Genomic DNA, 12,073 nt, shown 5'->3' with positions numbered 1-12,073 from the left:
TGTTCAATCTTCAAACAATTACACTTTTTAGACTTGTTTTTTTTGATAGCTTAGGTAAAATTCACGCCACGTTGCCGGCATAGCTCAGTTGGTAGAGCAACTGACTTGTAATCAGTAGGTCCACAGTTCGAATCCGTGTGCCGGCACCATTTATTTTCATAATTATAAAATCCATTCTAATTTTTTACTGCACTAATTTGCATATAGCGAACAACGCCTTCCTTGTTTAAGTAATCACATAATTTTGCTGTAGTCTGTATTTTTAATTGTGCCAAATCTCTATTCTTTTTACTTTTGTTTGAAGCAATAAACCCTGCAAACCCACCCAATACAAATTCAGTTAGATCCACAATTTCAATCTGCCTGAACCCATGCTGTTCAAGCTGCTGTCGAGTCATTTGTAATGAGTCAAGCTGATGGAGATCTACATCAGCAGCTTTTAGTAGATAATTATATTTTTGTTTTTGTAATACAGAAAGTTGCTGCCATTTCTCAGAAAGCACCAAATAGTGGAAACCCAAACGCCCCTGCCCATTTAAAATTGGCTGGACTGCATTTAAAAATAAATTTAAATCACTATGATAAGCGGCATCAATACATAAAATGACATCAAAAAGCTGCCTGAAATAAAATTGATTTAAATCTAAAAATGAGCCCCGCTGTATATGTTGAAGCTGCGGTAATTTCTGCTGAATCAGTTGGATATGATTTGCTTGTATCTCTACCGCACTTATATTCTGCACATGATAATTTTCAATCCAGTGTTGCAGACTTGCTCCCTGCCCACAGCCCAAATCCAGTAGTCGATCCGTTGCCGTCAACTGAACTGCTTTTGCCAATTGATCTGCCAATTGGCAACATGCATTTTTATAATCTGTTGTATTTTTCCAGTATCCCAGATTACTCCATGCCAGAGTCCGCTCATCTCCCAATCGTGCTGCATCAATCGCATATTTATGAGGAAGTTTACCGATCAAAGCATGAAGTAATTTCATCCTTTTAGTAGCCAAGTTGAGGCGCAATCTCTACTTCGGGTTTTAGCCCAACAAACGGCAATGGTGCATTAAAGATTTCGGCAATATGCATAGCAGAAGTCACCGCAGACTCTAAAATAGGTAAACCATCACACGACCAAGAACCACAATAAAACACCTTACGATCTGGCATTTTATGACGTTGCTGCAATTCTTTATTTAACGCGACTGTTTTAGAGTCTACCACCGCACGCGTCAATTTGACTGTAGAAATAATTTTCTTGGGATCAATTTCTGTGACTGGTCGCCATGTTTGAAAGACAGGATTTTTTCCAACCAATGTCGGTTCAACTGCATTCATCCAGACTGTAAATTGTTGGCGGGTAAATTTACGATCCATCATATAACTCAGTACGGACCAGTCTTTACGACGTGGTGGCATTACCGAAGTATCCGTATGAATCACAAGTTCGCCATCTTCAAAACGGAACTGCTTTAATAAAGCGATATCATCTGCAAACTGTTCTGGATTTAAAAATTCATCAACTTTGGAAGTCGGCGTAGCAACAATCACTCGATCATATGCCCCCTGTTCACCCTGACTATTGATCACTAGAACTTTTTGGCCTTGTTCCTCTACTTGAGTAATAGCTGACCCACTACGAATATCAATGCCGTCAATCAAACGGTCAACAAAAGCAGGCGTTCCACCCTGCATCCGTAATAAGGCATCCCCATCCGTCAATTGACGTAAAAATGTCAATAACGGTTTAGCCGGCCATTCGCCAATGGTTTTAGGATTACATGTACAAATAGTGTATAACACAGGCATGACAGCACCATGCCAGAACACTTCTTCAATATCATTCTGATTAATAAATTCAGCTAACGTGATATCCTGATTTTTAGATTTAAAAAATTGATTGATCGCAGTTTTAAGCTGTAACATGCCTTTGACCAAACGCCAGCCGTACTGCTTAATCCCTTTTCTATTATTAATAATTGGAAAGTTTCCGATACGGCTTCGGGTAGTCGTCAACCATGTTTCGGTACGGTCTTCAAATAACCAGCTACACGCCATATAAGTACGTACTGGAAACATTTTCATACCCAGATGCGTAGCCAGACTTAGAGTATTCTTCCATAAATAAGGATTCATAACACGCAAAGGAGCATCAATGACACCACCTTCAAACTGAATGCTATGGCTATCCATTCCTCGACCTGAAAGGGCTTCAAATATCGTAACCGTATGTCCTGCATCTTTTAAAATTCTTGCGGTAGCAAGACCAGCCATTCCGCTACCGATAATTGCGATATCCAAAATTATGATCCATCAGTTGAGAATTTTTTTGATTATGACTGATCGTCAGGAAAAACACCGTATTAAAATCTACCAGTTTTTCTTACTCACTCAAATAATAGAATAAAAAACAATCAAATAAAAATGTGACTTTAGTCACATTTTAAACTCCACCAAATTACTGAAATTATTGCGCTTTTAAAATAATTTTAGATAAAAAATTGTGTAAAAAAAATGAGATAAATTAACCAAGTGTTTGATAAAAATTTTACAATGATTTTCATTTACGATAAGATGAATACATAAAAATGCGAACTAAATCACAAAACAACCTTTCTAATAAAATCTAAAAACGATAATGAAGAAATTACAGCGAAAAAGCCCTTTCTCGAATTTGATAAAGGGCTTTCTTCTTTCATGGCGTCCTGCTAGTTCATTCAAAGTATGGCTTATTGAATAGCCCAAATTGATCTCTTCATAACAATAGAATGGATCATTCACTTTCTTTACATTTGCAAAAGGTCATAAAAAAGCCTCTCTAGCCACAACTAGAAAGGCTTGATGTATCAGAATTAATCAATTAAAACGGTAAATCATCATCTAGGTCGGCAGGTGCTGGTGCAGCAGGTGCTTTAGGCGCAAAACCACCTGGATTATTATTCCCTGCATTGCCATAGCCACCACCCTGATTAAAGCCATTATTATTTTGGCCATAACCTGACTGCTGTGGAGCATTATTATTAAAACGTGGCTGATTAAAATCATTACCACCGCCTATTGCCTGATCCCCTTGCTGACGAGAATCCAACATCTGCATTTGTTCTCCACGAATTTCGGTGGTGTAACGCTCTTGGCCGTTTTGATCTGTCCACTGGCGAGTACGCAAAGAACCTTCGATATATACTTTTGAACCTTTACGCAAATATTGCTGTGCAATTTCCCCTAAACGATTATGCAATACAATACGATGCCACTCGGTTTGCTCTTTACGCTCACCTGTATTTTTATCTGTCCACGATTCACTGGTCGCAATCGAGAACTGGGTCAAAGACCCTCCATTTGGAAAAGTTTTGGTTTCTGGATCGCGTCCTAAAGTACCAACTAAAATAACTTTATTCACACCACGCATTAGCTAATTTCTTCCTATGTATTTCTGTGTTTTACTTTATAAGAGTTATGCTTAAATGGCTACCTCTGAGCCTATCAAGTGCGTTAAATGTTGTCGCGCAGCATCATCAATAATCTGCTTATCAACTTTTATATACGCTACTTTTTGCTCAGTCATTACCACAACTTCTTCAATACCACGAATTGCCAATAGTTTTGAAGTCCATTCATCTGTTTGTTTTAATTCAGGTAAGGGCAAGACGATTGAAGACAAATACCGAGGTTGCGCCAGACCAAAACTAATCAGCAGCCAGATGATAGCAATGCCCGCCAAAATACTCCAACCTAGCGAAGTATTATGTAACATTAAAAGTTGTCCACCCAACACGCCACCAAAGAATGCTCCTAAAAACTGGCTACTGGCATTAATACCCATTGCTGTTGCTTTGGACTGAATCGGTGCAGACTTGGACAGCCATGACGGCAATAATGCTTCCATCACATTGAAAGCGATAAAAAACAAACCCAATCCTAAAAGCAGAATATATTTGGATTCATAGCCAAAAATTAAAATGAGTAAGCCTGCAATAATGCCAAAAATTGCTGTTAGAAAAATGCCACGCATTTTGCGATATTTTTCAGCAACAATAATGCTTGGAAAAGCAAAAAACAGACTAATCACTAAAAGCGGCAAATACACCATACCATGCTTAGCCAGTGGAATATCAGCAAAATCAATAAGTTGTGATGGAACATAGATAAACATGGCCGTCAGCAACAAATGCAGCGAAAAAACTGAAACATGCAGCCGATTTAGTTCGCCCATTTGAATAACTTGTTTAAGTTGTGCAAGATAACCTTGACGAAAATTACGATGATGACGAGTAACTTTTGGCACCAGCAACAACATAAAAATGGCAGCAATCCCCATAATCGTCGTAACCCAGAATAGACCTGAGATGCCCACTCGACTGGTCAACCATGGACCTAAACTAAATGCCACTACAAAGGACAGCCCAATACTCATACCCATCACGGCCATCGCTTTAGTACGCTGCTCTTCACGAGTGACATCCGCAAGAAGAGCCATGACCACTGCCGATACTGCACCAGCACCCGCAATAGCACGCCCAATAATCACACCATAAATAGTATGGGACATCGCTGCAATCGCCCCGCCCAATGCGAAAAGCGCCAGCCCTAAGATGATGAGTGGTTTACGACTAAAACGGTCTGCCCACAAACTAAACGGAATTTGTAGAATTGCCTGACTTAAACCATAAACACCCACAGCTAGCCCAATCAGCGCTGGGGTTGCATATTGGTAAGACTGACCTGCAATAGAAAACACGGGGATAATCATGAACAATCCCAACATCCGCAAGGCAAAAATACTGCTTAATGCAAAAGTTGAGCGACGTTCTATAGCATTCATCATCTTATTACGCTGAATTTAACCTGTACAAATTATAGGGTATTCACACCAAAACTTCGCTACATTCCTTCAATTTCTTGTGAACATAAAACAAAGCAGAGTGTAGAAACACTCTGCTAATTTAGTTCATTAGACTGAATATTTGCTTAACTCAGTGGTTGATGTTTACGATATTGAATCGATGCAATCACTGCCCAAACTATAAATGCCACTCCAATTAAACCAGTCACTACTTCCGGGACATGCACACCTGTACCACTGGCCAACATAATAAATGCTAAAGCACCAATCGCGTAATGCGCACCATGCTCAAGAAAAATATAAGCATCCAATGTCCCTTTTTCCACGAGATAAATCGTCATGGAACGCACAAAGATCGCGCCAATCGCCAGACCTAGCATGATAATCACCACATCACTGGTAATCGCAAATGCGCCAATCACCCCATCGAAACTAAATGAAGCATCCAAAACCTCAAGATACAGGAAACCACCAAAACCCGCTTTGACTATTCCTGTAACCGCTCCATTTTCATCATGTTTCACCGCATTGCCATCTTCATCCACCTCGGGTTCACCTCCCAGTAAATGACTGAGTACTTGTACACCAATATAGATCACCAACCCCCAGATGCCAGCCATTGTCACGACCAAACGCTTGTCATCTGCAACCTGCGCTGACATGATCAACAACGCGATTAAAGCAATAAATACCGACATGGCTGGAACACTGGCCAGATGCGACAGTTTTGCCTCAAGCCATCTGAACCAATGTGTGTCCTTACCATCATCAAAGAAGAAGTTCAGAAATACCATTAACAGGAACGTGCCGCCAAAGGCTGCAATTTCAGGATGATGCTCCATTAAGCGCTGGGAATAAGTCGCAGGATCATTCAGTGCCATTTGCACCACTTCCAGCATCCCCATATCCGCTGTTACAGCGACAATTACAATGGGAAAAATTAAACGCATGCCAAATACGGCAACAAGAATACCTACAGTTAAAAAGATCATTTTCCAAAAATGATCCCAGTTGCGTAAAACTGAGGCATTAACCACGGCATTATCAAAAGACAAAGATACCTCCATCACCGCTAGGATTGCAGTAATGGTCAAGGCTTTAAACATAGTAGAGATACCCGCCTCTGGCCCATGGGTATAGCCCCAATAGGCAGACAAAGCCAGACAAATCACAGTAAAAAAAATGGAAAAACGAAAATGCTTCATGAGCGCCCTGAATCAAAAAATATTAAAATTAGGATTTCGCTGCATATTATGCGCGTTTTGATATCGCTTGCAGATGACTTTTATCATTTTTTAGTAAAATCTTAAGGAAAAATTAATAAAGGATCTCTACAGCCTATTCAATACAAAACTTTGTTATAGTCCAGCCAGAATATCTTTTATTTTAGAGCAAAAATAGATGCGCTTTACCCAAGAACTTTGGCAAAACAATAGTGAACTTTATCAAAAAATATTAAACCTTCCTTTTAATCAGGAACTCGCCGCAGGAACGTTATCTGCTGAAGCATTTTGTCATTATGTTATTCAAGATGCCCACTATTTACTGTCCTATGGCCGTGCTTTAGCAGTTGCTGCGGCGAAGGCGTTTGATGCCGATGATGTCATTCAGTTTTCAGAGGCGGCCAAAATTGCCATTATCGTAGAACGTAGTCTGCACAATGACTTTATGCAGCATTTTGACATTAGCAAACACCAATTTGAAACAACTCCTCTGACGCTTGCCTGTCATCATTACACCTCATTTTTAACGGCGACCGCATGGTCCGAAAGTTATGCAGTGGTATTAGCAGCGTTACTGCCCTGTTTCTGGATTTATGCAGAGGCTGGTAAAGATATTGTTGAAAAATCTGTTGCCAATAATCCCTATCAAGCATGGATTGACACTTACTCTGGAGAAGAGTTTCATACCGCAGTACACAATGTCATTGCGACCGTCGATAAAGTCGCGGCCCGTTGTGATGATGATACCAAAGCCAAAATGCACGCAGCTTATACCATGGGCGCAAAACTGGAATGGCTATTTTGGGACAGTGCTTATCAGCAACGGCAATGGATGGGATTAACTGACTGATTTAGCCATTCTGAATAGTTTGAAAATAGTGTACTTCATGCTGATCGAATTAATTGATCCAGATGAGCATGACGTCATTCTTCGTCGCCCCGCCCCGTAGAAATTCACTTTTAGCAGTAGCTTTATGCCTTTAAACTGAGAACTAGGGAGAATAAAAGGACGTCCAGCCATACAGTAAAACTGCCGCAGCCAAAACCCATGCCAGTGTCGCAAAACTTAAACAGGCACCAATCGATACACGATCGGCAAGGTAATACACCATGCCTAAATAAATTGCGTACGGAATCAGTGACCACAACCCAAATAAAGCTGTTTTACGTAATGCCTCCGCGCCTTGTTGTCCAAATACAATGACATGTGCAATCAGTGCAAAAGTGGGAAATAAGGGCACTAAACCTGCAATATAAAAAGATCGGCTTTTAGATAATAAAGAAATGAGCAATACAACTGCTGCGCCAAGTGTGCATTTAAAGAATAAACCGAGCATAAGAACAATAACGCTTGAACAATGTCAGCGAACTTACTCCTTTTCCTCATAAAATAGAAGACCAGCACTGCTCACATTAAAATGATGTCATTGTTTTTACAAAATCGGCTTGCAATTTTGAGCAAGTTCAAGCATCCTTATTTGATAATGATTATTATTTACTTAGCTTGAATATTTATAGCGCCTCGGTAATGGGAGAACATGATGCTTATAGAAACTCAAGGTAGTGAGGCAATGAATGCAATGATCACATTGCGTCAATGCTGGTTTGCAAATGAAGAAATTTATATCAATAAAGGCTGCTTACATTGTGGTTCTGCAGCAACTTATCTGATCTATTTTACCAACCGAAAGATTCAAAAATTAATGCTCGATTTTATTGCCAAATATAATTGTAATCATCCTAAGCGAATCGACTTAATGGATCTCGAACACTTTGAACAAGACTATGAGCAGTTACTGTCACAACTTGAAGCTCAAGTGATCCATTATTCTTTTTCGCAGCACAATCAACCAAAAAGAATTGCTTTTGAACAGATTGAATCTATTTTTGAACGTGATTTTGCCGTGGCTTGCTAAAGCATAATTATTATAAAAAGACGCTCCCGTTTAACTCCAAAGCACAGCAAAGACTGTGCTTTTTTTTGAGCAACTTAATTGCATGCAATTAAAATAAATGGACGACCAATAATGTCAACAAAGCTGGTATCGCCTGTATATAGATAATTTTTCGACTTGCTGTTAATCCCCCATAAATCCCTGCAACTAAAACACAGCCCAAAAAGAAAGTTGCAAGCGGCACAGCATAACTTACGGGAGCAAACAGTGACCAAAATAAACCTACTGCAAGAAAACCATTATATAAACCCTGATTTTGTGCCAGAACTTTGGTCAGTTTTGCTTTTTCCAAGCTATTGCCAAATGCCTTAAGTCCATAAGGCTTATCCCACAAAAACATTTCCAGTACCAAGATATAAACATGTAACAATGCAATCAGCGTTATAAGAATTTTAGCAAGCATGTTGATGATCCTATTTTTTGATCAAGTTCATTTTTAGAACTATAAATATAACCAATTTATCAGCGACTGTATAAAAGTTTTATGGTGTTTGTTTTCAACCGACACAAATTGACGCATAAAATGGTAAATTTCATGCTTGAACATTTTTCATGCGCTATCATATATACCTTTTTAAAATTCGTTTAGGATCATTTTATGAGCCAAAGTCATATCCGTATTCGAGGTGCGCGTACCCATAACTTAAAAAACGTGTCTCTCGATATTCCACGCGATAAGTTTGTGGTGATTACGGGACTCTCAGGCTCAGGTAAATCCTCTCTAGCCTTTGATACCTTATATGCTGAAGGTCAGCGCCGCTATGTGGAGTCGTTGTCCGCCTATGCGCGTCAGTTCTTATCGCAAATGGAAAAACCTGATGTCGATGCTATTGAAGGGTTGAGTCCAGCAATTGCAATTGAACAAAAATCAACCAGCCACAATCCACGTTCTACTGTAGGAACAATTACCGAAATTTATGACTATTTGCGCCTACTTTACGCACGTGTAGGTACGCCTTATTGTCCTGAGCATGATTTGCCGATGGTGGCACAAACCGTATCTGAAATGGTCGATGCAGTAAAAGCACTGGAAGAAGGTACTGCGTTAATGTTACTCGCGCCTGTAGTCCGCGAGCGTAAAGGTGAATATTCACAACTCTTTGAACAATTGCAAGGTCAGGGTTTTGTCCGTGCACGTGTCGATGGCGAAATTATTGATATTGATAGCCCGCCTGAACTGGATAAAAAGAAAAAACATACCATTGAAGTGGTGGTGGATCGCTTTAAAGTACGTGATGATTTAGGTAACCGGATTGCTGAATCCTTTGAAACAGCATTGCGTTTAGGCAGTGACCTTGCGATTTTATCGTGGATGAACGCTGAGCAACCTGATCGAGTCTTTTCTGCCAAGCATTCCTGCCCTGAATGTGATCGTGCTGTAGCTGAACTTGAACCACGCATGTTTTCATTTAATAATCCATTTGGTGCTTGCCCTGTATGTGATGGATTGGGAACGCGCAGTCATTTTAGTGCAGAGAAACTTATTCCAAGTCCTGATTTATCTTTAAGTCAGGGAGCGATTCGTGGTTGGGATCGTCAACGTCCCTATTATTATTCAATGTTACAAAAAGTGGCTGAGCATTTTGATTACTCATTGGATGAACCGTGGAATAAATTGGATAAAGATGTTCAAAAGAAATTTTTATATGGCACGGGTAAAGAAAAAATTGACCTGAGTTATATTGATGAACGAGGGCGTCGTCATAATCGCGTCATTCCCTTTGAAGGAGTCATTACTCATCTGGAACGTCGTTATCGTGAAACCGAAAGTAATTATGTACGTGATGATTTAGCTCAGTATTTATCTAATGCTGCATGTGATGCTTGTGGTGGTTCACGCCTAAATGAAATTTCTCGTCATGTCAAAGTTAAGGACAAAACCATTGCCGACATTACCAGTATGTCTATTGGCGATGCAGAAAGTTATTATCAGGATTTGAATCTGGCAGGTGCAAAAGGTGAAATTGCCGACAAAATCTTTAAAGAAATTCGAGAGCGTCTCCACTTTCTGGTCAGTGTCGGACTTAATTATTTGAGTTTGGCACGCTCAGCCGAAACTTTATCGGGCGGTGAAGCGCAGCGGATTCGACTGGCCTCACAAATTGGTGCAGGTTTGATGGGCGTTATGTATGTTTTAGATGAACCATCCATTGGCTTGCATCAACGTGATAATGATCGGTTATTACAAACTCTGATTCGTTTACGCGATCTGGGCAATACCGTTTTGGTCGTTGAGCACGATGAAGATGCGATTCGCGCTGCTGATCATATTATTGATATTGGCCCTGGTGCTGGTGTGCATGGTGGAGAGATTATCGCCGAAGGAACTGCGGATGAGCTGAAGAAGCATAAGGACTCTTTAACCGGGCAATATTTATCAGGTGCTTTAAAAATTAAAATACCTGAGCAACGTCTACATTCACCTACGCCTGATCAAAAAATTAAACTTTCAGGTGCAGCAGGCCACAACCTGAAAAACGTTGATCTTACCATTCCCCTTGGAATTATGACGTGTGTAACAGGAGTTTCTGGTTCAGGCAAATCGACATTAATCAACCGTACCTTGTTGCCATTAGCCGCAACTCAGCTCAATGGTGCAACCACGCTCACCGCAGAAAAGTTTGATTCTATCGAAGGCTTACAACATTTAGATAAAGTGGTCGATATCGACCAGAGTCCGATTGGGCGTACACCTCGATCAAACCCTGCAACGTATACAGGCTTATTTACTCCAATTCGTGAGTTATTTGCACAAACCCCTGAAGCCAAAGCACGGGGTTATGCAGCAGGTCGTTTTTCCTTTAATGTCAAAGGCGGACGCTGTGAAGTTTGTGAAGGTGATGGCATGATTAAAGTTGCCATGCACTTTTTACCAGATATGTATGTACCCTGCGATGTCTGTCATGGGAAACGCTATAATCGCGAGACGCTAGAAGTCACATATAAAGGCAAAAATATTTCTGATGTACTCGAAATGACGGTGGAAGATGGTGCAGAATTTTTTAATGCAATTCCTGTGATTCATCGTCGTTTGGAAACATTGACCCAAGTTGGATTAGGTTATATTCGTTTAGGTCAAGCTGCTACCACGCTTTCAGGCGGTGAAGCACAGCGTGTCAAGCTGGCACGCGAACTGGCTAAACGCGATACAGGTAAAACCTTATATGTGTTGGATGAACCCACCACAGGGTTACATTTCCATGATATTGCCAAGCTTCTGGACATCTTGCATGAGCTACGCAACAAGGGTAATACCATTGTAGTGATTGAGCATAATCTGGATGTGATTAAAACTGCCGACTGGATTATCGATCTGGGTCCTGAAGGAGGTTCTGGTGGTGGTCAGATTATTGCTGAGGGTACACCAGAACAAGTCGCTGAAGTTGAAATTTCACATACAGGGCGTTTTTTAAAGCCAATGTTGAAATAAACTTAATCGATCAAAATATTTAGTATTCAAGGATTGAGCTATAGAATTGGCTCAATTCGTGTTACGAATATAAAGTTGTCTTCATTTTAAAATTAGCTTTCTCTAAATATCTTGTTTAATTAAATTTGAAAGCATATGATTTCTATTATCAATAATTTTAATTAAGAATTACTTTTCATATTATTTTTTAAAGGGATTCTTTCATGTTATTGGATTATTTAAGATCGTGTTTAAAATATAGCTTTATCTGGTTTCTTCTTCTATTTATTATTTTTTTAATATTAAAACTGACTCAACTCTTTGAACAAGATCAGCTTAATACTGCTATCGAACTATTATCATATTTAGGTTTAACAATTTTAGGATACATTTTTACGCTTAAAGCGCCTGAAGTAAAATATATTCATGCAAGCGTTGTATCACTTCTTTTTTGTCTATTAATCGCTACGAGTGCAACTTTATTCAAGATGCCCTTAAAGACCATTATACTGTATAGCCTTTTGCCTTATTTTTTATGTCTTTCGATGGGCATACTCGGTTACTGGATATTTAACAAATTTCTTTCACAACAGCCTCAACATTAAATCATGGACTTACTCTAAAACATTTCTAGTAAAAATGTTTT

Annotated in this window: 10 protein-coding genes and 1 tRNA gene; 4 read left to right on the top strand and 7 right to left on the bottom strand. The window is 39.7% G+C overall.

Going from position 1 to position 12,073, the window contains the following annotated elements; all coding sequences use genetic code 11:
- The first annotated feature begins 73 nt into the window (after positions 1 to 73).
- Positions 74 to 149 (top strand) — tRNA-Thr (locus IAE20_RS00880).
- 27 nt (positions 150 to 176) lie between these two features.
- Here the strand turns inward: IAE20_RS00880 and IAE20_RS00875 are convergent.
- The 5 genes from IAE20_RS00875 to IAE20_RS00855 all read right to left on the bottom strand — a co-directional run bounded on the left by IAE20_RS00875 (position 177) and on the right by IAE20_RS00855 (position 6,045).
- The gene (locus tag IAE20_RS00875) at positions 177 to 995 is read right to left on the bottom strand and encodes an SAM-dependent methyltransferase (RefSeq protein ID WP_200481989.1); all 819 of its coding nucleotides are present in this window, start codon (positions 993 to 995) and stop codon (positions 177 to 179) included.
- A gap of 4 nt (positions 996 to 999) precedes the next feature.
- Entirely contained in the window at positions 1,000 to 2,298 is a 1,299-nt protein-coding gene (locus IAE20_RS00870; RefSeq protein WP_200459063.1) for an FAD-dependent oxidoreductase, read from the bottom strand.
- A 559-nt stretch (positions 2,299 to 2,857) separates the two neighbouring features.
- Positions 2,858 to 3,406, bottom strand: coding sequence for a single-stranded DNA-binding protein (gene ssb, locus IAE20_RS00865; protein WP_200481990.1), 549 nt, complete (start codon positions 3,404 to 3,406; stop codon positions 2,858 to 2,860).
- Positions 3,407 to 3,457: 51 nt separating this feature from the next.
- On the bottom strand, positions 3,458 to 4,822 hold the full coding sequence (locus IAE20_RS00860) for an MFS transporter (protein ID WP_200459061.1): 1,365 nt from the start codon (positions 4,820 to 4,822) through the stop codon (positions 3,458 to 3,460).
- A 143-nt stretch (positions 4,823 to 4,965) separates the two neighbouring features.
- A complete protein-coding gene (locus tag IAE20_RS00855) occupies positions 4,966 to 6,045 on the bottom strand; it encodes a DUF475 domain-containing protein (RefSeq protein WP_200481991.1) in 1,080 nt (359 codons plus the stop codon).
- Positions 6,046 to 6,241: 196 nt separating this feature from the next.
- Between IAE20_RS00855 and tenA the strand changes: the two genes are divergently transcribed.
- Positions 6,242 to 6,913: a thiaminase II gene (tenA, locus tag IAE20_RS00850; protein WP_200481992.1), complete on the top strand. Its 672-nt coding sequence runs from the start codon at positions 6,242 to 6,244 to the stop codon at positions 6,911 to 6,913.
- A gap of 142 nt (positions 6,914 to 7,055) precedes the next feature.
- Here tenA and IAE20_RS00845 read toward each other — a convergent pair whose 3' ends face one another.
- Positions 7,056 to 7,400: a GlpM family protein gene (locus IAE20_RS00845; RefSeq protein WP_200481993.1), complete on the bottom strand. Its 345-nt coding sequence runs from the start codon at positions 7,398 to 7,400 to the stop codon at positions 7,056 to 7,058.
- Positions 7,401 to 7,604: 204 nt separating this feature from the next.
- On the opposite strand from IAE20_RS00845, the gene IAE20_RS00840 reads away from it, so the two are divergent.
- Entirely contained in the window at positions 7,605 to 7,979 is a 375-nt protein-coding gene (locus IAE20_RS00840; RefSeq protein ID WP_200459361.1) for a hypothetical protein, read from the top strand.
- A gap of 88 nt (positions 7,980 to 8,067) precedes the next feature.
- Here IAE20_RS00840 and IAE20_RS00835 read toward each other — a convergent pair whose 3' ends face one another.
- Entirely contained in the window at positions 8,068 to 8,421 is a 354-nt protein-coding gene (locus IAE20_RS00835) for a DUF1304 domain-containing protein (RefSeq protein ID WP_200481994.1), read from the bottom strand.
- 195 nt (positions 8,422 to 8,616) lie between these two features.
- On the opposite strand from IAE20_RS00835, the gene uvrA reads away from it, so the two are divergent.
- Positions 8,617 to 11,448 (top strand): excinuclease ABC subunit UvrA, encoded by a 2,832-nt coding sequence (uvrA, locus tag IAE20_RS00830; RefSeq protein ID WP_200481995.1) that lies wholly within the window; start codon positions 8,617 to 8,619, stop codon positions 11,446 to 11,448.
- The last annotated feature ends 625 nt before the right edge of the window (positions 11,449 to 12,073 follow it).

It is taken from the genome of Acinetobacter sp. S54 (genome assembly GCF_016624945.1).
Lineage (GTDB): Bacteria > Pseudomonadota > Gammaproteobacteria > Pseudomonadales > Moraxellaceae > Acinetobacter.
This window is presented reverse-complemented; position numbering and strand designations above follow the sequence as displayed.

Bases quoted from the DNA above. Each gene is read 5' to 3' on its own strand.
- IAE20_RS00875 (WP_200481989.1), bottom strand. From the start codon at position 995: ATGAAATTACTTCATGCTTTGATCGGTAAACTTCCTCATAAATATGCG.
- ssb (WP_200481990.1), bottom strand. From the start codon at position 3,406: ATGCGTGGTGTGAATAAAGTTATTTTAGTTGGTACTTTAGGACGCGAT.
- IAE20_RS00860 (WP_200459061.1), bottom strand. From the start codon at position 4,822: ATGATGAATGCTATAGAACGTCGCTCAACTTTTGCATTAAGCAGTATT.
- IAE20_RS00855 (WP_200481991.1), bottom strand. From the start codon at position 6,045: ATGAAGCATTTTCGTTTTTCCATTTTTTTTACTGTGATTTGTCTGGCT.
- tenA (WP_200481992.1), top strand. From the start codon at position 6,242: ATGCGCTTTACCCAAGAACTTTGGCAAAACAATAGTGAACTTTATCAA.
- IAE20_RS00845 (WP_200481993.1), bottom strand. From the start codon at position 7,400: ATGCTCGGTTTATTCTTTAAATGCACACTTGGCGCAGCAGTTGTATTG.
- IAE20_RS00840 (WP_200459361.1), top strand. From the start codon at position 7,605: ATGCTTATAGAAACTCAAGGTAGTGAGGCAATGAATGCAATGATCACA.
- IAE20_RS00835 (WP_200481994.1), bottom strand. From the start codon at position 8,421: ATGCTTGCTAAAATTCTTATAACGCTGATTGCATTGTTACATGTTTAT.
- uvrA (WP_200481995.1), top strand. From the start codon at position 8,617: ATGAGCCAAAGTCATATCCGTATTCGAGGTGCGCGTACCCATAACTTA.